This window comes from Mycobacterium bulgaricum (assembly GCF_041287165.2).
Taxonomy (GTDB): Bacteria; Actinomycetota; Actinomycetes; order Mycobacteriales; family Mycobacteriaceae; genus Mycobacterium; species Mycobacterium bulgaricum.
The window spans coordinates 22,679-43,645 of sequence record NZ_JBGGKV020000005.1; the positions used below are offsets into that span (position 1 = coordinate 22,679).

Here is a 20,967-nt window from a genome sequence, read left to right on the forward strand (position 1 = left end):
AGCGTCATGTCGCGAAGCAGACACGCTCGCTCGCGGTGCCACGGGTGGGACCCGGGGTCAACTCACATCGAATTCGCGGGCCCGCAGCGAGCGCTCCACACCGGCGCGGCCTTCGAGGACCAGCCTGCGCAACGCCGGCGGCACCTCGGGATCGGCCAGGAACGCGTCTGCGGCGCTCAAGGCGTCCTGGCTGATCTCCCACGACGGGTAGAGGCCGATGACGACCGTCTGCGCGACCTCACTCGAACGTCGCTCCCACACACCGGAGATCGCGCCGAAGTAGCGATCCCGGAACGGCGCGAGGACCTCGCCCTGGCCGGGCTGTACGAAGCCGCCGATGATCGCTCGAGCGGTGATGTTGGCCAGCGTGTCGTCTTCGACGACCTGTTCCCACGCGCCGTCCTTGACCGCCGCCTGCGGCCGTGCCGCCGCAGCAGCAGCCGCCTGACGCCGGCCCGCCGCCGTGCGGTCGTTCTCCGCTTCGGCATCGATGAACGGGGTTTCGGTGCCGTCGGCATCGATGACGCCGGCGCGCGCGAGCGCGGTCACGATCCGCCAGCGCAGATCGGTGTCGATCACCAGGCCGGCCAGATTCACCGCCGCGGGCTCGTTGTCCAGGAGGGTCTCCAGCACCGCAACGTGGTTGGGGGACAGCACTGACGAGCACAACGCGTTGACGAAGGCCAGCTGGTGGTCTGAGCCCGGCTGCGATTCGCGCGCGAGATCGAGCAGCGCGTCGCCGAAGGCGGGCCAGCCGTTCTCTGCGGCCCAGCCCGGATCGGAATAGGAACCCAGAGCCGTCTGCGCCTGAAGTAGCAGGCGCTGCGCGACACCCACCTCCGTCTCGGCGCGCAGCCCGCTGATCACCAGCGCCACGAAGTCGCGGGCCCGCAGCTCGGCGTCGCGCGTCATCTCCCATGCCGCCGACCACGCCAGCGTCCGGGGGAGCGGCTCGGCGATGTCGGCGATTCGCGTCAACACCGTCTGTAGCGAGTCGGGGTCGAGCCGCAGCGAACAGTACGTCAGGTCGTCGTCGTTGAGCAAAATCAGTTTGCCGCGCGAAACGCCTTGCAGTGCAGGCACTTCAGTGGCAGACCCCTCGATGTCGAGCTCTTCGCGGTGCACGCGCACCAGCTTTCCCGAGCCGTCGTCATCGTAGATCCCGACCGCGAGGCGGTGCACACGCGTCTCACCCTCGCCGGGCTTCGCACCGCCCTGGTCGATGACGAACCGGGTGAACGCGCCGTCGGCGTCGACGTCGAAATCGGGTCGCAGCGTGTTCAGGCCGGTCGTCTTGAGCCACTGACGGCCCCACCCCGACAGGTCGCGCCCCGACGACTTCTCCAGCGCGCCCAGGAGGTCGCCGAAGGTGGCATTGCCGAAAGCATGGTCGCGGAAGTAGTCACGCAGGCCGGCCAGGAACGCTTCCAGCCCGACGTAGGCGACCAATTGCTTGAGGACACTGGCGCCTTTGGCGTAGGTGATGCCGTCGAAATTCACCTCTACCGCGTGCAGGTCGGGGATGTCGGCGGCAACCGGATGCGTGGACGGCAACTGGTCCTGCCGGTAGGCCCACGACTTCTCGACGTTGGCGAATGTCGTCCACGCCTGCGTGTATTCGGTCGCCTCCGCCTGGCACAGCACCGACGCGAACGTCGCGAAGGACTCGTTGAGCCACAGGTCATCCCACCACTGCATGGTGACCAGGTCGCCGAACCACATGTGCGCCATCTCGTGCAGCACCGTCTCTGCGCGGCGTTCATAGGAGTAGCGCGTCACCTTCGAGCGGAAGACATAGTCCTCCAGGAACGTCACCGCGCCCGCATTCTCCATGGCGCCGGCATTGAACTCCGGGACGAAGAGCTGGTCGTACTTTCCGAACGCATACGGGGTGCCGAAGTTGTTGTGGTAGAAGCCAAAACCCTGCTTGGTCTCGGTGAAGAGACGCTCGGCGTCCATGTACTCGCCAAGCGACTTACGGCAGAAGATGCCGAGGGGGATGTCGCCGTGATCGTCGGAATAGACGTCGTCCCAGCGGGCGTAGGGGCCCGCGATGAGCGCCACGAGGTAGGTGCTCATCCGCGGCGTGGCCTTGAACGTGTGGTGCTTGGCGGTGCCGTCCCAGGTGACGTCGGCGGTGGCTCCGTTGGAGATCACTTCCCAGTGCGCAGGCGCGATGACCGTGACGTCGAAGGCTGCCTTCAGATCGGGTTGATCGAAACAGGCGAACATCCGCTTGGCGTCGGCGGTTTCGAACTGTGAGTACAGGTACACCTCGTCGTCGACGGGGTCGACGAAGCGGTGCAGACCCTCGCCGGTGTTCGAGTAGAGACAGTCGGCGTCGACGACCAGGACGTTGTGCGCGGCGAGGCCGGCAAGGGGGATGCCGGTCGACTCGTCGTAGCCCGAGACGTCGATGTCCACGCCGTTGAGGGTGGCGCCGCGCACCCTGTCGGCGGCGAGGTCGATGTAGGTGTCGGAGCCGGCGAGTGCATCGAATTCGACGGTCGTCACCGATCGGAACGTCCGCTCGCTCGGCTTGCCGGCGCCGTCGGTCAGGTCGAGGGCGATGCGGTAGCTGTCCACGGTCACGAGGGCGGCGCGTTCGGCGGCCTGGTCACGGTTCAGATTGGGGAGTGCCACGCTGGTCAACACTAGCCGTGAACGGGAACACAGGCTGGCGGCGCATGGTTGTGCTGAACGGATATCTGTCCCCACTGCTTCGAGAGGATCTGTAGATGGCCGAGAAGGATGTCGCCGGTTTCTGGTTCGACCCGCTGTGCCCGTGGTGCTGGATCACGTCGCGCTGGATCCTTGAGGTGCAGAAGGTGCGCGATATCGACGTCGATTTCCGGGTGATGAGCCTGGCCGTGCTCAACGAGGGCCGCGATCTGCCCGAGGAGTACAAGGAGATGATGAAGACGGCGTGGGGGCCGGTGCGTGTCGCCATCGCCGCCGAGGAACTCAAAGGACGCGAGGTCTTGGGACCGCTGTACACGGCGATGGGAACCCGCATCCACAATCAGGGCTATCGCGAGACCGATCCGAACTTCGAGAAGGTCATCAAGGAGTCGCTCGAGGAGGTGGGGTTGCCCGCCGAGCTGGCAGAGGCAGCCGGCACCGACAAATACGACGAGGCGCTGCGCAAGAGCCACCACGAGGGCATGGACGCCGTGGGTGACGACGTCGGCACCCCGACGATCCACGTCAACGGTGTCGCGTTCTTCGGTCCCGTGCTCTCGAAGATCCCCCGCGGTGAGGAGGCGGGCAAGCTGTGGGACGCCTCCGTGACCTTCGCGTCCTACCCCCACTTCTGGGAGCTGAAGCGCTCTCGCACCGAGCAACCGCAGTTCGACTGACCGCGCGGGCTCTGGGATCACAGCGCCGCCGTCGCCGGTGACCTCGCCGGGGACCGGTTTGTTTCCGGCACGTTGACTCCGGTTGCGGCGCGCCAGGTTCGGGGCGATGTTGTACCGATGACTGTGGCCGAACCGACCACCGAAGGCACTTACCGCGACCGCATCGTCGCGGTGGAACCCGGTGGGAACGAGTACATCGCTGAAGGGGATCGCCACGGCAAACCGAGCCAGCTGTTGTGGACCTGGGCGTCGCCGAACCTGGAATTCGCCACCATCTTTCTCGGTGTGCTGGCGGTGTCCTATTTCGGCATGAATTTCTGGCAGGCCGCCGGCGGTATCGTCGTCGGAGCCGGACTCGGTGCGCTGGCGCATTTCTTCCTGTCGGCGCGCGGACCCCTACTCGGCGTTCCGCAGATGGTGGTGGGCCGGCTTTCCTTCGGCTACAAGGGCAATGCCGTGCCCTCGACTCTGATGGCGATTACCGCCGGTGTCGGCTGGTTCGCGACCAACAGCATCAGCGCCGCGTTCGCGCTGTCGACCCTGTTCGGCATCGGGCCGCTCCTGGGCCTGGTCCTGGTGGTGACCGTCCAAACCGCGCTTGCCTTCTTCGGGCACAACCTGGTTCAGGCGTTCGAGCGCTTGGCCTTCCCGGTGCTGGCGGTCATCTTCGCCATCACCTCGGTGCTGATCATGTCCGAAGCCGATCTGGGCGCCCCCGCACTCGACGGCGGTGTCGGAGGAGTCGGCGGCTTCCTGCTGACGGTCGGCACCACCTTCGGCTACGTCGCGGGCTGGGCGCCGTATGCCGCGGACTTCAGCCGCTACCTGCCTCGCGACGTCTCTGCAGTGCGCACCGGCCTGTTCGCCGCGGCCGGCCTGTTTCTGGCCTGCGTCGTCCTGGCGATCGTCGGAGCCGCGTCGGTCACGATCGTCTCCGCCGCGGTGACCGACAACCCGACCGACGCCTTCACCAGCTCGCTGCCGGGTTGGCTGGCCGCGGCGACGCTACTGGCCATCGCGATCGGCGCGGTCGCTGCCAACGCAATCAATGTCTATTCGGCCGGAATGGCCTTCGTCACGACCGGCGTCAAGCTGCCCGCCCATATCGCGCGGGCACTGGCCACGGTGTTTTTCGGTCTGGCGGGTTTCCTGGTCGCATGGTGGGCGCTGGCCGATGCCGCCACCAGCTACAAGAGTTTCCTGTTCCTCATCGCCTACTGGGTTGGACCGTGGCTCGGTGTGGTGTTCGCCGATCAGTTCCTGCGCCGCGGGCAACCCGTGGACGGACTCCTCTATGACAAGACGTATTCCAACCGGCCGGGTTTACTGTCGTTCTTGATCGGCCTTGTGGTGTCGTTGGTGCTGTTCTGCAATCAGGAGCTGTTCGTGGGATACGTGGTCCGGGCATTGCCCGATCTTGGTGACATCGGATTCTTCGTCGGCTTCGTCATTGCCGCCGGCAGCTACCTGATTCTGTGCCGGTCCAGGATCGACGCGCAGAAGAAGGCCGTATGACCACACTGCAGGAGATGCTCGACGTCGCGGTCGAAGAGGCTCGAAAAGGACTATCCGAGGGCGGTATTCCGATCGGAGCCGCGTTGTTCTCGGCCGGCGGCACACTGCTGGGCAGCGGCCACAACCGGCGGGTGCAGCTCGACGACCCGTCGATCCACGCCGAGACCGACGCGTTCCGCAACGCAGGGCGGCAGCGCGGCTATCGCTCGACGACGATGGTCACGACGCTCTCGCCGTGCTGGTACTGCAGTGGGCTGGTCCGCCAGTTCAACATCGGTGCGGTGGTGATCGGCGAATGCCAGACATTCACCGGGGGGCACGGCTGGCTCGCCGAGCACGGTGTCGAGGTCACGGTCCTCGACGACGAACGCTGCGTCACGCTGATGCGGGACTTCATCGAGAAGAATCCGGATCTGTGGGCGGAGGATATCGGAGAATGATTACGACAGTTGACCTTTCGCTCTGGCGAGGCGGTGGTGCAGGGGCTGACACGGTCGCCGCCGAGGTCGACGCGGGTCTTCAGCGCGCCGGCTTCATTCTGGTGCGCGGACACGGTGTGGACCCGTCGCTCGCTCGTGATGTGAGAGCGGCGGCGCGCCAGTTCTTCGCGCTGCCCGAGCACGTCAAAGCGCGATACTCGGTGCCGGTGGGTGGTCATGGGTGGATCGGACCCGGCGCCGAGGCCAACGGTTACGCCGAAGGCACGGAGACGCCGCCCGATCTCAAGGAGAGTTTCAGCCTGGGAGCGGAGACAGCGACCGGTGACCCCGACGTGGATCGCATCTGGTTCGCGCCCAATGTGTGGCCGTCCGAAGTGCCTGCGCTGCAACGGTTGGTGGGCGAGTACACCGCGCAGATGCGCCGGGTGGCCGACGAGCTCTTGGCGTTGTTCGCGTACGCACTGAAGTTGCCGGCCAATCCCTTCGCGGAAATGGCAAGCATGCCGACGTGGACGTTGAACATCAACCACTACCCGCCGGTCAGCATCGTCGGAGAACCGGAGGAGGGCCAGTTCCGTATCGGCCCGCACACCGATTTCGGCACCGTCACGATCCTCGATCGCGAACTCGGTGCGGGCGGGTTGCAGGTCCACTCGGAAGAGGCCGGCTGGCAGGACGCGCCGTACGACCCCTCGGCCTTGACGGTGAACATCGGAGATCTGTTGGAGTACTGGAGCGGCCGCCGCTGGCCGTCGGGGCGGCACCGGGTCCTGCCGCCGCAGCCGCAGGCCCCCGAGGAGGACCTCGTGTCCTTGATCTATTTCTACGAAGCCAACCACGACGCGCTCGTCACGCCGCTGGACCCGCCGGTCGGCAAGGTGTCGGGGCTCGACCCGGTCACGTGCGGGGACTTCATCAAAGAGCGACTCGACGCGATCACCGTCGGCTGAGCCGACGAGCTGGCTGGGGTCGGCTGAGCCGACGAGCTGGCTGGGGTCGGCTGAGCCGACGAGCTGGCTGGGGCGGCTGAGCGAGTGCTCGGCGAGGGTGACGAAACTGCGCGCTGATGGCGGCGCGTCCCCGGGCAGACACGCGCGCTCGCGGTGCAAGGGGGCGGCTAGGGTAAGCGCCATGCGCGTCTACGTAGGGGCCGACCACGCCGGGTTCGAGTTCAAGCAGACCATCATCGACCACCTCGCGACGGCCGGGCACGAACCGATCGACTGCGGTGCGTACACCTATGACGCCGAGGACGACTACCCGGCGTTCTGCATCGCCGCTGCCGAGAAGACGGTGGCCGATCCCGGCAGCCTCGGCATCGTCCTGGGCGGGTCGGGCAACGGTGAGCAGATCGCAGCTAACAAGGTGCCGGGTGCCCGGTGCGCGCTGGCGTGGAGTACCGAGACCGCGACGCTTGCCCGGGAGCACAACAACGCGCAACTGATCGGGATCGGTGGTCGTATGCACTCGACCGAGGAAGCGCTCGCGATCGTCGATGCGTTCCTGAGCGCCAAGTGGTCGGAAGCTCCGCGGCACCAGCGCCGGATCGACATCCTCGCCGAGTATGAGAAAAGCCACGTGGCACCGCCTGTTCCCGGCGCCTGAGCCGGCGAGGCCGACCCTTTAGGAGTCGACGAACGCCTCGCTACGATGTGACGGATCCGCCGAAGGCGCCGACGTCAGTCATTACGGCAGCTGGCCGGCCGCCCTTGCCGCGGGCGCGGTATCGCAGACTTGGGGGATGCCCGAAGGACATACCGTTCACCGACTCGCCCGGCGCCATCAGAAGATCTTCCGCCACCAGCAGGTCGCCGTCAGCAGCCCACAGGGCCGGTTCATCGACGGAGCCGACGCCATCAACGGCCACGTCTTCGATCGGGCCAGCGCCTGGGGCAAGCACCTCTTCCACCACTATTCGGGCGGCCGCATCGTTCACGTCCACCTGGGGCTCTACGGCAAGTTCACCGAATTCGATGTCGACGCGGGCGTGCCGGAACCGGTCGGGCAGGTGCGCATGCGCATCGTCGGCACGCAGAAGGGGACGGATCTGCGCGGGCCGACGGCATGCGAGGTCATCGACGAAGCGCAAGTCTCGGAGATCCTGGCCCGGCTCGGCCCTGATCCGTTGCGCAAGGACGCCGACCCAACGGCGGCGTGGGAACGGATCAGCAAGTCCCGCAGGGTGATCGGCGCGCTACTGATGGACCAGAAGGTCATCGCCGGCATCGGTAACGTCTATCGCAACGAGCTGCTCTACCGCCACCGCCTCAACCCCCACCGACCCGGGACGCGGATGCTCGAAAGCGAATTCGGGGAAGCGTGGACGGACCTCGTCGAGTTGATGAACGTCGGTGTGCGGCGCGGCCGGATCATCACCCTTCGCCCGGAAGACGACCACGGCATGCCCTCGTACGCACCGCGGCGTCCTCGCACCTACGTGTACCGCCGGGCGGGGGACCCGTGCCGGATCTGCGGCACGACCATCCGGACCGAGGTCATGGAAGGTCGCAACCTGTTCTGGTGCCCGACCTGCCAGGCCTAGCCGGGGGTGTCAGCGGGACATCTTCAGAAAGAGTCGGGAGAATCCGCGCGTGGAACTGATTCTGGTCGTCGTCGGCGCGATCGTCGTCACCGCGATGGCGCATCGTCGCGGACTCGAACCCGCGCTCATCATCGTCGTCGTCGGCATCGCCGTGTCGTTTGTGCCCGGATTCGAGGCGCCCGAGCTGGATTCACACATCCTGCTGTCGGTCGTCCTGCCACCGCTGCTGTACTCGGCCGCACTCGACTTCTCGTTCCCGACATTCCTGCGCAACATCAAACCGATCCTCGGCCTCGGCGTCGGGTTGGTGGTCGTCACCGCCTTCACGGTGGCCGCGGTGTCGTCCTGGCTCGTGTTCGTCCCGCTGACGTTCGCGACCGCGCTGGTGCTCGGCGCGATCGTCGCCCCACCTGATGCCGTCACCGCCGTGGCCGTCGGCCGCAAGCTGGGACTGCCCAAGCGGGTCATGTCGATCCTGACCGGCGAGAGCCTGATCAACGACGCGGCCGCACTCGCGCTGTTCTCGGTGGCGGTGGCGCATGTTGCAGGCAGTCACACCTTCATCGAAAACCCTCTGCTGCTGTTCACCTACAGCGCGATCCTCGGTCCGGTGGTCGGCGCAGCGCTGGGCTACATCACGCTGTGGATCCGTCGTCGGCTGGCCAACCCGGCGCTGGAGACAGTGCAGGGACTCATGGTGCCGTTCGCGGCGTTCATTCTCGCCGAGGAGATGCACGCATCCGGCGTCCTCGCCGTCGTGGTGGCGGGGTTCGTCGTCGGCACCGGCACGGTGGACGCCGGCTACCAGACCCGGCTACAGGAACGGTACGTGTGGAACTCCGTGGACGTTCTGCTCGAGGCGTTCGTCTTCGCCTACATCGGCCTGCATCTGCGCTTCGTGCTGGAAGATTTGCGCGAGGCGCACGAGTCGCTCGCGCAGGTCGCCGTCGCCTCACTGGTCGTGCTCCTCATCGTGCTGGTGATTCGCCCTGTGTCGGTGTTCGCGATGTTCGGCCGCAAGAAGCTGGCGAACCAGGTCGAGAAACGGTTGAGTGTGCCGATTCCCGAGGGTGGCGGCCGGGGCGCACTGGGCGTGCGGCGCCGGGACCCGTCGCGCGGTAATCGGCGTCCGCGCACCGGCAACCGCGCGCTGAGCTGGCAGGAGAACGTGGTCGTCTCGTGGACGGGGATGCGCGGCGTGGTGACTTTGGCTGCGGCAGCGGCGATTCCGGTGACGACGGCGTCCGGAGAACCGTTCCCCGAACGCGCCTCCATCCAGGCCATCGCGTTCGTCGTGAGCGTCGGCACCCTGCTGCTGCAGGGGTGGACGTTGCCGCTGCTGATCCGCAAGCTCAACGTGTCGGCGGACGCGGATCAGGCAGAAACGCTGGGCGAGACCGAAAAGGCAGAACGGGTGGTGCATGAGGCCGCCGACGTCGTGCTCGCCGACTTCCGGGCGAACCCTCCCGCAGGACTGGACCTGCGGGTGCTCGCCGAGATCCGGGGCATCGTGGAGCGCCATTCCCAGGACGCCGACGAGATGCCCGATCCCGAAGCCCATACGCTGCGCGCCGAGGTGTTCGCTCAGCTGTACCGCGATGTGCTCGCCGCGCAGCGGCTGGCGCTCATCGGTGAACGTGACGCGGGCCGAATCGACGACGAAGCGGTCCGGGCCATGCTGGAGCGGCTGGACCTGCAGGAGGCGGGTGTGTCCGCGCGGCTGGAGAGTCGCTTCTAGGTTCTAGAAGTCGAAGCCGCCGAAGTCGCCGCCGCCGCCCCAGTCGCCGCCGCCGAAGTCGCCGCCGCCGGAATCCCAGCCGCCGCCACCCCAGTCACCGCCGCCGGCGTCACCGCCGCCCCAATCGCCGCCGCCGGCATCGCCTGCGCCATCGAGCTGGCCCTGATCCAGCCCGTCCTGGAACCCGTCGCCGTAGCCGTTCTCGAATGCCTGCGCGTCATACCCGACACCGGCCATCCCGGAGAACATGGTGCTGAACAACAGTGCCGAGCCCAGACCCCACGCGCCCGCCACCAGCGCCGGCTTCCACCACGGCTCCGAGTACCACCCAGCAGGCACGGGTCGACCCGCGACGCGCCCGCCGGGGTAGTAGTTCGGGGTGCGTTCCGACGGTGTCGGTGACGCCTCGATCTCGCGGCCCTCGAAGTTGACGCGACGATCCTCGGTCACGGTGCCCGCCGACCGCTGACCCGACAGCGACTCGAGCTCCGGGCCCGGGTCCATCCCCATCGCGGTACGCGCGGCGCGCACGTAGTAAAGGCCTTCCATCGCGCTTTCCTTGGCGAGCTCGGCTTGCTTGGCCGTGGTGGCCTGGTCGATCTGCGAGGAGGCAGCCGTGTAGCGCTCCGACGCGTCGGCGAGTGCCTGCTTGGACGCATCGTCGGTCCCGGAGAGGGCGAAGACCTGACCGCCGAGGCGCTCGATGACGCGGCGCGCATCGGCTTTGGCATCGGCCAGCGACGCCGCGTTGCGCTTGCCCGTGGCTTTGGACGACGCGTACACGGCGATACCGATCGCCGCGACGACCAACAGGATGAGGACGATCAAAGCGCCATTCATGGTTCACAGCGTACCGACAGAAACCGTGAGAACCCTGGGCGTCGAGGGAGCATGCACCCGACCGCATCTGGCCCGTGGTCTGCGCCGAGTAGGCCTTCGAGCGAGAACGCCACGCCTCGGTCGCTGGTGGTCTCACCGGTGGCCGGCGGGCGGGGCAATCAAAACTGGTACCGCCAAATCTTCGAATTGCGCCTCAGTCAATATTTGCTGACTGATATGAATGTCTCGTCAACGTGTTCCTCTTCCCCATCGTGCGGCGGCGAAGCGGTTAAGCGCCGCAATGCATCAGGGGCGGCGAGGACGTCAACAGTTGTGTCGTAAGGACTTTGCTTGCGAGCCGAAGGCCTAGGGGGGTCAATGAGTTATGCCGCAAACGTCGGCCGGGTGGGTGCTCTCGCTGTGGCGCTGGGAGTCGGCGCGGCCATAGCAAGCAACACCGCGGTGGCCTGGGCTGACGAAGCGTCCAGCACCTCGTCGTCCTCGGCCTCCTCCGATGCCGGCCCCGCCCGCGCCAAACATGCCCGCGGATCCGACGACGACCGTGAATCCGTGACGAGAAACACTGCGGCACAGGCGGACTCGCAGGACGAGTCGGGCAGCGACGCGGGCGACCGTGAGGCGCCGACGAACAGCTCCCGCGAGTCCGACGCGAGTGACGACGAACCGCTCCCCGAAACCGCTGCCGACGAGGCCGACGCCGCTGACGAAGCCGTCGACGATGTCGGCGACGAAGATCCGCAGACCTCCGCCACGACGACGGTCGAGGTGTCCCAGAGGGGGCAGGCGACGGCCGAGCCGCCGCAGGCCGGCCCCACACCGGCGCCCGTCGGTGGCGGCCAGGCAGCGCTCGCCGCCTTCCTGCAGTGGTGGCGCCGAGAAGTCCAGGGCGCTTTCACCAACGGGCGGCCGACGTTCGCGCCGTCGGCCCCCGCTGCCGTCGAAGGCGGTACCTGGAGGGGTGGCCTCGGAGCGACAGATCCCGACGGCGACCCACTGCGGTTCAGGCTCGATCAGCTTGCGGCGCACGGGCAGGTCACGATCGGCGCCGATGGCACGTTCACGTACGTGCCCGACGACCCGAATTTCATCGGCACCGACACCTTCACCGTGACCGCGCGCGACCTCGGTTTCCGATTGCTCAGCAGGACCGGCGTCACCACGGCCACCGTGTCCGTTCACCTCGGCCCAGCCCCGGCGATCAGTTTCGTCGAAGCAGCGGCGGATGCCGCGAGCACCGGACGGTCCGCGGCGGTGCCTGACGCAGGCGGTGGCCAGAATGCCGTTGCCGCAGCGGCTTTGACGCCGGACCAGGCGAGGGCTCTGCTGCGCGACCCGGCCATCGTCGACCGGATTCAACGATTGACAGGTATGAGCGCGACGCAGATCCGCGCTGCAGCGCAGGATTCGGGGATCATCACCGCGATCGTCGCAGCGAGCCAGAACCCCGCGGGGCGCGAGATGTTCGGCAACGGCGGCAACGGCAACTACTGGCGGGTCAACGGCGAAGACGGCGGCTGGTTGGCGGGCAACGGCGGCCATGGATTCAACAGCGGCGGCTACGCCGGCAAGGTCGGTGGCAACGGCGGCAACGGGGGAATCTTCGGAAGCGGCGGCAACGGCGGCAACGGCGGATCGAGCGCCGACGGGGGCCGCGGCGGTGACGCCGTGTTCTACGGCAACGGCGGCAACGGCGGCCGTGGCGGCGTGGGCACCAATGGTGGTAACGGCACTGTCGGTCGGAACGGCGTCAGTGCCCGCAACGGACAGAGCGTGCGCGGCAGGGCGGGCAGCAACGTGCGTGGCGGCAACGGCGGCAACGGAACCAGCGCCACCAACGGCGGCCGCGCCCAGGACGGGAGCCGGGCCGGCAGTGGCGGCCGGGGCGGGAACGGCGGGGTGAACTTCGGCAACGGAGGCAGCGGCGGAAACGGCGGGATCGGAGGCAACGGCGGCTTCGGCGGGGCGGGCGGGAACGCCGGTCACGGCGGCAACGGTGGATACGCCAGTACGGCCCGCCAGAACCGCAGGAACAACTACGCCTATGGCGGCAACGGGGGACACGGGGGCCACGGTGGCCATGGCGGCCGCGGGGGCAACGGTGGAGTCGGCGGTAGCGGCGGCGCGGGCGGCAACTCCGGGGTCAACGGAACGCCCGGAACAGGCGGGACAGCGGGTACAGGCGGCTTCGGCGGCAATGGCGGCAACGGCGGAAGCGCCGGTCGGGGTGGCCGAGGCGGTAACGCATCGGGTGCATGGCGCAACCGCGGAGGCGCAGGCGGGAAGAACGGTGTCCGGGGCACGGCCGGACAGGCGGGATTCAACGGCACGAACGGGCAGGCGGGCAAGGCCGGGACGAGGAGCCTGACAGGCCCGTAGGTCGCCGCGCGCCAATCACGGCGACCTACGGACTGCGCGGTGTCACCGGTTGTAGATGCAGTGCGCGGCCATCCCCGGGGGCTGCTCGACGACGACGCGGCCGTCTATGGAGATGCGGCAGCCCTGCATCCCGGTCTTGGTCACGACGACGACCTGGAGCAGATGGACATCCGGCGCGACCGTCGCCCTCCTCGACCACGGCGCTGCGGTGTCCTCGGGTGCGGTTCCCTGATCCGGGTCGGTGTTGATGCTGTAGACGGTGCCGCCACCGGTGACTTCGAAGACCACGTCGGCTCCTCCGGCGCCGGGTTGGTTGCGCTGGTAGTTGGCCTGCGCGTTCGCGTTGGCCGCCTTGTTCTCGGCGCGGATGTCCGGTGTCACGCAGATGGTGTCGCCGTCGAACGCCTCGCGCCAGACATAGCCCTGCGAGCAGGACTCCGGCCCGGACCCCGCGTTCGGGTTCTTGTTGGCGCCGGGGGTGGAGTTCTCGAGCGCCGTGCGTTGGCGGAAAGCCGGTGTGACACAGACGGTGTCACCGGCGCGCGCTTCCCGCCACACCAGCCCCGAGATGCACGTGTCCGGGCCGTAGGGCAGCGGCGCGGCAACGGCCGGCGCCGGTATGGCGGTCGCGATTGCAGCCACCGCGATCGGCAGCGGAGTCAGTTTCCAGAAGTCGGCCTTGGTAGCCATGTGAATCATCCTTCGAACGTTGGTTTCAGCGGCTGGTCCCCCCAGCTGCGATCAACGTAAGAGCCGCACGGCCGAACGGATTGGGTAGTGCACTACCTGTCTTTGACGTCGCAAACGGCAGCTCGCTGGCGTAGTCGACGCGAAATCGGCCGCGCGAAAAGGGCCGCGAACAGTTGTTCGCGGCCCTTACGCTGATTCCTTCGGAGCGGGCGACGGGAATCGAACCCGCGTAGCTAGTTTGGAAGACTAGGGCTCTACCATTGAGCTACGCCCGCGTGTGCTGCACTACGTGAGAGTACCGGCAGACTGTACCGGTCCCACCTAACTCAAATCCAATTGATGGTTCGGTGTGGCCAGGCCGTAGGATCGCCGGTGGTCCAATGCTGCGCGCATGCGCGTTGCGGCGATGACCGGGGTGTAGCGCAGCTTGGTAGCGCATCCGCTTTGGGAGCGGAAGGCCGCAGGTTCAAATCCTGTCACCCCGACCAGCACGACCCCCCTGCACCACCAACATAGAAGCAATAAGAGGAGCACCAATCGTGAAGAGCACCGTCGAGAAGTTGAGCCCCACCCGGGTTCGCATCAACGTGGAGGTGCCCTTCGCGGAGCTCGAACCCGATATCGACAAGGCGTTCAAGCAGCTGGCCAAGCAGATCCGTCTCCCCGGCTTCCGCCCCGGCAAGGCACCCCGCAAGCTGCTGGAGGCCCGCGTCGGCCGCGGCGCGGTGCTCGAGCAGGTCGTCAACGACGCGCTGCCCGCCCGCTACAGCGAGGCCATCACCTCGGAGTCGCTGCAGCCGATCGGCCAGCCCGAGATCGAGGTCACCAAGCTCGAAGACAACGAGGAGCTGGTTTTCACCGCCGAGGTCGACGTTCGTCCCGAGATCGACCTGCCCGACCTCAAGACCCTGAAGATCACCGTCGACCCCGTGACGGTCACCGACGAGGATGTCGATGCCGAGATCGAGGCGCTGCAGAAGCGCTTCGGAACCCTCACCGGCGCCGACCGGCCCGCCGAGAACGGCGATTTCGTATCCATCGACCTGTCGGCGACCGTCGACGGCAAGGACGTGCCCGAAGCCAAGACCGAGGGCCTCTCGCACGAGATCGGTTCCGGTCAGCTGATCGAGGGCCTCGACGAGGCGATCATCGGTCTCAAGGACGACGAGTCCAAGACTTTCACCACCACGCTGGTCGCGGGTGAGCACGCCGGCCAGGAGGCCGAGGTCACCGTCACCGTCAAGTCGGTCAAGGTGCGCGAGCTGCCGGAGCTGGACGACGACTTCGCCCAGCTGGCAAGCGAATTCGACACCATCGACGAATTGAAGGCCGACCTGCGCGAGAAGGTCAGCCGGGTCAAGACGGTCCAGCAGGCCGAGGCGATCCGCGACAAGGCCATCGAGGTGCTTCTCGAGCAGACCGAGATTCCGCTGCCCGAGGCCGTGGTGCAGGCGCAGGTCGACGACACGCTGCACAACGCGATCCACGGTCTCGACCACGACGAGGACAAGTTCGCCGAGACGCTCAAGGAGCAGGGCAGCAGTCGCGAAGAGTTCGACGCCGACAACCGCACCAACGCCGAGAAGGCGATCAAGACCCAGCTGCTGATGGACGCCATCGCCGACAAACTCGAGATCCAGGTCGGCCAGAACGACATCACCGAACGACTCGTGCTGATGTCGCGCCAGTACGGCCTGGAGCCGCAGCAGCTGCTGCAGATGTTGCAGCAGAACAATCAGCTGCCCGCCATGTTCGCCGACGTGCGACGGGGCCTGACCGTGGCCGCGGTCGTGTTCGGCGCGACCGTCACCGACACCGACGGCACCGAGATCGACACCACCGAATTCTTCGGACCGTCCGGCGAGCAGGCTGCCGCGGCCGACGCCGGAGCGACCGGTGAGGGCGATGAAGGCGGCGATGATGCCATGGTCGAGGGCGGTGTCGAGGCCAGTGTCGAGGGCGAAGTCGTCGATGAAGCAGACGACAAGGCCGACGACACGAAGTGACGCTCTGAGCGAACGCGCGCCGTCTGGGGACTCCCCGGCGGCGCGGGTTCGTTAGTGTCATTCGTAAGACCGGTCTCCGCGTCGGAAGTAAAACAAGAAAGCAGGTATCCAGTCGTGACTGACATGCGTGGCGCCTCTTCGGGCCTCAACCTTGTCGACTCGGTATATGAGCGGTTGCTGGCCGAGCGGATCATCTTCCTGGGCTCCCAGGTCGACGACGACATCGCCAACCGGCTGTGCGCCCAGATCCTGCTGCTCTCGGCCGAGGATCCGACCAAGGACATCCACCTCTACATCAACTCGCCCGGCGGCTCGATCAGCGCCGGTATGGCGATCTACGACACGATGGTGCTCGCCCCGTGCGATGTCGCGACCTACGCGATGGGCATGGCCGCCTCGATGGGTGAGTTCCTGCTCGCCGCAGGCACCAAGGGCAAGCGCCATGCGCTGCCGCACGCGCGAATCCTGATGCACCAGCCCCTCGGCGGCATCACGGGCGGCGCCGCGGACATCGCCATCCAGGCAGAGCAGTTCGCCGTCATCAAGAAGGAGATGTTCCGCCTCAACGCGGAGTTCACCGGGCAGACCATCGAGCGCATCGAGGCCGACTCCGATCGCGACCGCTGGTTCACCGCTCAGGAAGCGCTGGAGTACGGCTTCGTCGACCACATCATCACCAACGTCAACTTCAACGGCGACGGACCAGGAGCAGGACTCGACAAATGACCGACAAAATCTCTTCGTCAATCCACCCGAGCCTGGACGCCCGCGTGCAGCCACAGGCGCGCTACATCCTGCCGTCGTTCATCGAGCACTCGAGCTTCGGCGTCAAAGAGTCCAACCCGTACAACAAGCTGTTCGAGGAGCGCATCATCTTCCTCGGCGTGCAGGTGGACGACGCGTCGGCCAACGACATCATGGCTCAGCTGCTGGTGCTCGAATCGCTGGATCCCGACCGTGACATCACGATGTACATCAACTCGCCCGGTGGCTCGTTCACGTCGCTGATGGCGATCTACGACACCATGCAGTACGTGCGCGCCGACATCCAGACGGTGTGCCTGGGTCAAGCCGCGTCGGCTGCGGCCGTGCTGCTGGCCGCGGGCACCCCCGGCAAGCGCCTGGCGCTGCCGAACGCCCGCGTCCTCATCCACCAGCCCGCGCTGGGCGGGGTGATCCAGGGTCAGTTCTCGGACCTCGAGATCCAGGCCGCCGAGATCGAGCGCATGCGCACGCTGATGGAGGAGACCCTGTCGCGCCACACCGGCAAGCCGGCCGACGTGATCCGCAAGGACACCGACCGCGACAAGATCCTGACCGCCGAGGCGGCCAAGGACTACGGGATCATCGACACGGTGCTCGAGTACCGCAAGCTCTCGGCGCAGAAGGGCTGACCCGACTCAGCCGTTGCTGTAGATCCTCGTCGGTGTGACGAGGACGGCGGTGCGCCGCTGTTCGCGCATCGTCGCGTCGTACTCGTCCCAGTTGTCGTGCGTTCCGCCTGCCGCGGTGAAGATCTCGCGAAGCAACGGAGCCAGCGCGTCGGGTCCGAGCCACTGCTGGGGGTCATCGGGGCCGGCCAGTTCGGCGCGGCCCTCCACGGCTGCCCACTGCCAACCCTTTCTGAAGGTCAGCGCAACCTGGGGCCGTGCTCGCAAATTGGCCAGCTTGACCTTGCCGTAGGTGACGAAGCCGAGCACCTCCTGTCCGGTGGACGGGTGGGCGAGTGGTCCGGCGTTGACGAGCGACGACTGAATGGTGAGATCCGCCCGCAGCGTCGACACCACCGCCAGGCCGTTGTCGTTTTCAGCCAAGGCGAACGCGTCGGTCAGCGTGGTCATGACCGCAGACTACGGCGGGCTGGGCAGGCTAATGCTGCGAAAGCAGGTTCCCCTGGCGTTCGCCCGTGTCAGGCTGATATTCCACGAGGTCGTCAGTTTGCCGGGCGACCGCGGCCGAGCTAGGGGGTACCTCATGGAGATGCGGAAGACGGCAGCGATTGCACTTATCGGCACGGCCGCCGGGGCGATGTTCCAGCTAGGGGTCGCCCAGGCCCAGGAGCCCGTCTGCCCGGCGGGCACGTACTGGAATCCGGTCGCGGTGCGCTGCCTGCCGTACGGGGTGAATCCGGTAGTCGGGCCGGCTGGCCCTGTCGGCGCGGGCGGCGTCGTCGGACCGGTGGGGCCCGGTCCCGTCGGTCCCGGACCGGTCGGCCCTGGGCCGCTCGGCCCCGGGCCGCGCTGACGCACGAGTCGACACGCGCCGCGACGACGGTTGCCGGTGCGCTGAGGGCGAAGAGCTCCGAAGGTGGCGAAAAGCCCACGTCGCGGCCGCCTCACGACCGCGCGACAGCGCTCTTGGGACGTCGGCCGGACACTTGCCGTTTACGTTTCCGCCGGACAGGTACTCTCGGTCGGGTAACGGCGGCGACACGCCAGAGACACGGTGGCGCGTTCCGCGGCCGTTGGGGACGAATCAGGCGATATGTTGTCGCAACTACATGTGAATACCACCGACGCTATTCGGCTTTATCGGTCGCACGGCGACGGAAACAGCGGGTAGCGTCGGGGCTACACACTTTCGGTTCCCGGTGCCCGGTACGGACGGCACGCAACGACAGGTATCGACAGCTACAGGAAGTAGGACCCCAGCACCATGGCACGCATTGGAGATGGCGGCGACCTGCTGAAGTGCTCGTTCTGCGGTAAGAGCCAAAAGCAGGTGAAGAAGCTCATCGCCGGACCGGGCGTCTACATCTGCGACGAATGCATCGACCTGTGCAACGAGATCATCGAGGAGGAGCTCGCCGACGCTGACGACGTCAAGCTCGACGAGTTGCCCAAGCCGGCGGAGATCCGCGACTTCCTCGAGGGATACGTCATCGGCCAGGACACTGCCAAGCGCACGCTGGCCGTCGCGGTCTACAACCACTACAAGCGCATCCAGGCGGGCGAGAAGTCCCGTGACTCGCGTTCTGAACCCGTCGAGCTGGCCAAGTCCAACATCTTGATGCTCGGCCCGACCGGCTGCGGCAAGACCTACCTCGCGCAGACGCTGGCCAAGATGCTGAACGTGCCGTTCGCAATCGCCGACGCCACCGCGCTGACCGAAGCCGGCTACGTCGGCGAGGATGTCGAAAACATTCTGCTCAAGCTGATCCAGGCCGCTGATTACGACGTCAAGCGCGCCGAGACCGGCATCATCTACATCGACGAGGTCGACAAGATCGCCCGCAAGAGCGAGAACCCGTCGATCACCCGCGACGTCTCCGGTGAGGGCGTCCAGCAGGCGCTGCTGAAGATCCTGGAAGGTACCCAGGCCTCGGTACCCCCGCAGGGCGGCCGCAAGCACCCGCACCAGGAGTTCATCCAGATCGACACCACGAATGTCCTGTTCATCGTGGCCGGTGCGTTTGCGGGGTTGGAGAAAATCGTCTCCGACCGAGTCGGCAAGCGCGGCTTGGGCTTCGGCGCCGAGGTGCATTCGAAGGCCGAGATCGACACCCAGGATCACTTCGCCGAGGTCATGCCCGAGGACCTCATCAAGTTCGGCCTGATCCCCGAGTTCATCGGCCGCCTCCCGGTTGTCGCGTCGGTGACGAACCTGGACAAGGAATCTCTGGTTCAGATCCTGTCCAAGCCGAAGAACGCGTTGGTCAAGCAGTACACCCGCCTGTTCGAGATGGACGGCGTCGAGCTGGAGTTCGCCGACGACGCGCTCGAAGCCATCGCCGATCAGGCCATCCACCGGGGCACCGGTGCCCGCGGCCTGCGCGCCATCATGGAAGAAGTTCTGCTGCCGGTGATGTACGACATCCCCAGCCGCGACGATGTCGCCAAGGTGGTCGTCACCAAGGAGACCGTCCAGGACAACGTGCTGCCGACGATCGTGCCGCGCAAGCCGTCGCGCACCGAGCGTCGCGACAAGAGCGCCTAGCGCCGAGACCCCATCACCGGGTGTGCACTGAGGGCTGTTCAGTCTGATCGGACTGACGGCCCTCAGTGCATTTGCGTCCGATGCAGGCGCTGTCGTCGGGCAGCCACGCATCGCACACCGCGCTGGCGAGGCCCCACAGCAGGAAGGCGGCAACGGCGATGAATTGCAGTTCGTCGATCATGATTCGAGTCTTCTGCTCGCGAGATCGGGCGTCGTGCGTAGCGGACTACGCGACCGCACGGACCGTTCGCAGATGACTTCGTCGACCAGTGCCGCGATCTCGGCGACGCCGTCCCTGCGCGCGAACGCCGCCTCCAGTCGACGCGCGTTGCGCAGATAGCGGTCGTCGGTGCGGATCCGGGCGACCGCCGACCTCACGTGCGCCGGCGACGGCGTGCCGGTCTTGAGGTTGATCCCCGCACCGGCCCATTCGACGCGGGCCGCGACTTCCGGCTTGTCCTCGGTGCTGCCCGCGACCACGATTGGCACGCCGGACGCGAGGGCACGCTGTACGGCGCCGTAGCCACCGTTGGTGACCATCACGTCGACCTTGGGCAGCAGGCGGTCATGCGGGACGTGTTCGGCGACATAGGTGTTGTCCGGGATCGGAATCCGTAGGGTCCTCGGATCCCGGCCGCCGGTGCTGGCCACCACGATGGCGTCGCTGTCGGCGAGCGCGATGATGGTGGGTTCGATGAGCCGCGAGAGGTCGCGATTGTCGACGGTGCCCTGGGTGACGTGGACGACCGGGCGGTCACCGTCGAGAGTGTGCCACCACGCCGGTTGCACGAATGTGTCGCAGGCCCGCGGCCGGACCGCACCCACGAAGCGCACGTGGCGCGGCAGGTCACTGCGCGGATATTCGAAGCTCGGCACCGTCGGCACGATCAAACGATCTGCGAGCAACCCCATATCCAGTAGAGGTACCGGCAGCGGCTTCGCGCCGCACGCTCTCAACATTCGGTCGGCGACGTGTTGTGCGTTGCGCAGCAACACTTTCTGCGACAGCAGAGTCAGGGCCCGATATGCGGCACGGCGGGCAATTGTCCTGGCGGGCGGCAACGCCATCCCGGTCGGAGCCGTGTCGCGGCTCGACAGCAGAAGGGGAGTGGGCGTGAAGGACAGCAGCGGCGGGACGCCGCCCCAGCTGCCGAGGATCAGCGGCAGCACGCCGAAGAATCCGTAGTCGACAATCATCGCGTCGTAATGCCGATCGGCCAGCGCGTTGCACAGTTCGGTCATCTGGTGGGGCATCGGCCTCAGGAAGAGCCGGATGACGGCCTGGCTGAGCGCGTCGATGCCGGAATGGGCGGCCCGCTTTTCGGCATCGAACGGGGCGTCGTCGAGGTCCGCGGCCGGTGGCAGCACGTGATGCGCAGCGCCCACCGCTCGCACAGCGCGAGCGTGAGCGGGCCCGGTCATCACGGTAACGCGGTCACCGCGGTTCACCAGATCTTCGGCGACCGCGAGCAGCGGCTCGGCATGACCGACCGGTGACAGCGCGGCGATCAAGATGGAGGCCATC

19 protein-coding genes and 2 tRNA genes are annotated in these 20,967 nt (G+C 66.9%); 14 read left to right on the forward strand and 7 right to left on the reverse strand.

The window, feature by feature from the left end; genetic code table 11:
- Nucleotides 1-57: 57 nt before the first annotated feature.
- Nucleotides 58-2,643: an aminopeptidase N gene (pepN, locus tag ACAG24_RS15370; RefSeq protein WP_370473837.1), complete on the reverse strand. Its 2,586-nt coding sequence runs from the start codon at nt 2,641-2,643 to the stop codon at nt 58-60.
- A gap of 95 nt (nt 2,644-2,738) precedes the next feature.
- Between pepN and ACAG24_RS15375 the strand changes: the two genes are divergently transcribed.
- The 7 genes from ACAG24_RS15375 to ACAG24_RS15405 all read left to right on the forward strand — a co-directional run bounded on the left by ACAG24_RS15375 (nt 2,739) and on the right by ACAG24_RS15405 (nt 9,594).
- Nucleotides 2,739-3,359, forward strand: a complete 621-nt coding sequence (locus tag ACAG24_RS15375; RefSeq protein WP_370473836.1) for a mycothiol-dependent nitroreductase Rv2466c family protein — start codon at nt 2,739-2,741, stop codon at nt 3,357-3,359.
- A gap of 117 nt (nt 3,360-3,476) precedes the next feature.
- Nucleotides 3,477-4,874, forward strand: coding sequence for a purine-cytosine permease family protein (locus tag ACAG24_RS15380; RefSeq protein WP_370473835.1), 1,398 nt, complete (start codon nt 3,477-3,479; stop codon nt 4,872-4,874).
- Nucleotides 4,871-5,314, forward strand: coding sequence for a nucleoside deaminase (locus tag ACAG24_RS15385; RefSeq protein ID WP_370473834.1), 444 nt, complete (start codon nt 4,871-4,873; stop codon nt 5,312-5,314). Before ACAG24_RS15380 ends, ACAG24_RS15385 begins: the two co-directional genes overlap by 4 nt.
- A complete protein-coding gene (locus ACAG24_RS15390; protein ID WP_370473833.1) occupies nt 5,311-6,264 on the forward strand; it encodes an isopenicillin N synthase family dioxygenase in 954 nt (317 codons plus the stop codon). The genes ACAG24_RS15385 and ACAG24_RS15390 overlap by 4 nt, the downstream gene beginning before the upstream one ends.
- 181 nt (nt 6,265-6,445) lie before the next feature.
- Nucleotides 6,446-6,919 carry a ribose-5-phosphate isomerase gene (locus tag ACAG24_RS15395; protein ID WP_370473832.1) on the forward strand — a complete coding sequence of 158 codons (474 nt, stop codon included), beginning with the start codon at nt 6,446-6,448 and terminating at the stop codon, nt 6,917-6,919.
- A 136-nt stretch (nt 6,920-7,055) separates the two neighbouring features.
- On the forward strand, nt 7,056-7,856 hold the full coding sequence (locus tag ACAG24_RS15400) for an Fpg/Nei family DNA glycosylase (RefSeq protein ID WP_370473831.1): 801 nt from the start codon (nt 7,056-7,058) through the stop codon (nt 7,854-7,856).
- Nucleotides 7,857-7,905: 49 nt separating this feature from the next.
- A complete protein-coding gene (locus tag ACAG24_RS15405) occupies nt 7,906-9,594 on the forward strand; it encodes a cation:proton antiporter (protein ID WP_370473830.1) in 1,689 nt (562 codons plus the stop codon).
- A gap of 3 nt (nt 9,595-9,597) precedes the next feature.
- Here ACAG24_RS15405 and ACAG24_RS15410 read toward each other — a convergent pair whose 3' ends face one another.
- Complete coding sequence (locus ACAG24_RS15410) at nt 9,598-10,434, reverse strand: DUF1542 domain-containing protein (protein ID WP_370473829.1); 837 nt, start codon at nt 10,432-10,434, stop codon at nt 9,598-9,600.
- A 357-nt stretch (nt 10,435-10,791) separates the two neighbouring features.
- Between ACAG24_RS15410 and ACAG24_RS15415 the strand changes: the two genes are divergently transcribed.
- A complete protein-coding gene (locus ACAG24_RS15415; protein ID WP_370473828.1) occupies nt 10,792-12,810 on the forward strand; it encodes an Ig-like domain-containing protein in 2,019 nt (672 codons plus the stop codon).
- A gap of 42 nt (nt 12,811-12,852) precedes the next feature.
- Here the strand turns inward: ACAG24_RS15415 and ACAG24_RS15420 are convergent, their stop codons facing one another.
- Both ACAG24_RS15420 and ACAG24_RS15425 read right to left on the reverse strand, forming a co-directional pair.
- Nucleotides 12,853-13,500: a hypothetical protein gene (locus ACAG24_RS15420; protein ID WP_370473827.1), complete on the reverse strand. Its 648-nt coding sequence runs from the start codon at nt 13,498-13,500 to the stop codon at nt 12,853-12,855.
- A 204-nt stretch (nt 13,501-13,704) separates the two neighbouring features.
- Nucleotides 13,705-13,775: transfer RNA gene (locus ACAG24_RS15425), tRNA-Gly, on the reverse strand.
- Between the two features lie 136 nt (nt 13,776-13,911).
- Between ACAG24_RS15425 and ACAG24_RS15430 the strand changes: the two genes are divergently transcribed.
- The 4 genes from ACAG24_RS15430 to ACAG24_RS15445 all read left to right on the forward strand — a co-directional run bounded on the left by ACAG24_RS15430 (nt 13,912) and on the right by ACAG24_RS15445 (nt 16,900).
- Nucleotides 13,912-13,988 (forward strand) — tRNA-Pro (locus ACAG24_RS15430).
- A 51-nt stretch (nt 13,989-14,039) separates the two neighbouring features.
- Nucleotides 14,040-15,506 carry a trigger factor gene (tig, locus tag ACAG24_RS15435; protein ID WP_370473826.1) on the forward strand — a complete coding sequence of 489 codons (1,467 nt, stop codon included), beginning with the start codon at nt 14,040-14,042 and terminating at the stop codon, nt 15,504-15,506.
- Nucleotides 15,507-15,560: 54 nt separating this feature from the next.
- Nucleotides 15,561-16,232, forward strand: coding sequence for an ATP-dependent Clp protease proteolytic subunit (locus ACAG24_RS15440; RefSeq protein WP_370473825.1), 672 nt, complete (start codon nt 15,561-15,563; stop codon nt 16,230-16,232).
- Nucleotides 16,229-16,900, forward strand: a complete 672-nt coding sequence (locus ACAG24_RS15445) for an ATP-dependent Clp protease proteolytic subunit (RefSeq protein ID WP_370473824.1) — start codon at nt 16,229-16,231, stop codon at nt 16,898-16,900. Before ACAG24_RS15440 ends, ACAG24_RS15445 begins: the two co-directional genes overlap by 4 nt.
- 6 nt (nt 16,901-16,906) lie before the next feature.
- Here ACAG24_RS15445 and ACAG24_RS15450 read toward each other — a convergent pair whose 3' ends face one another.
- Nucleotides 16,907-17,347, reverse strand: coding sequence for a TIGR03618 family F420-dependent PPOX class oxidoreductase (locus tag ACAG24_RS15450; RefSeq protein WP_370473823.1), 441 nt, complete (start codon nt 17,345-17,347; stop codon nt 16,907-16,909).
- A 133-nt stretch (nt 17,348-17,480) separates the two neighbouring features.
- On the opposite strand from ACAG24_RS15450, the gene ACAG24_RS15455 reads away from it, so the two are divergent.
- Nucleotides 17,481-17,750: a hypothetical protein gene (locus ACAG24_RS15455; RefSeq protein WP_370473822.1), complete on the forward strand. Its 270-nt coding sequence runs from the start codon at nt 17,481-17,483 to the stop codon at nt 17,748-17,750.
- 411 nt (nt 17,751-18,161) lie between these two features.
- Nucleotides 18,162-19,442, forward strand: coding sequence for an ATP-dependent Clp protease ATP-binding subunit ClpX (gene clpX / locus ACAG24_RS15460; protein WP_270720617.1), 1,281 nt, complete (start codon nt 18,162-18,164; stop codon nt 19,440-19,442).
- 13 nt (nt 19,443-19,455) lie between these two features.
- Here clpX and ACAG24_RS15465 read toward each other — a convergent pair whose 3' ends face one another.
- Nucleotides 19,456-19,623, reverse strand: coding sequence for a hypothetical protein (locus ACAG24_RS15465; protein WP_370473821.1), 168 nt, complete (start codon nt 19,621-19,623; stop codon nt 19,456-19,458).
- Nucleotides 19,620-20,966 (reverse strand): nucleotide disphospho-sugar-binding domain-containing protein, encoded by a 1,347-nt coding sequence (locus ACAG24_RS15470; RefSeq protein ID WP_370473820.1) that lies wholly within the window; start codon nt 20,964-20,966, stop codon nt 19,620-19,622. The genes ACAG24_RS15465 and ACAG24_RS15470 overlap by 4 nt, the downstream gene beginning before the upstream one ends.
- Nucleotide 20,967 lies beyond the last annotated feature (1 nt).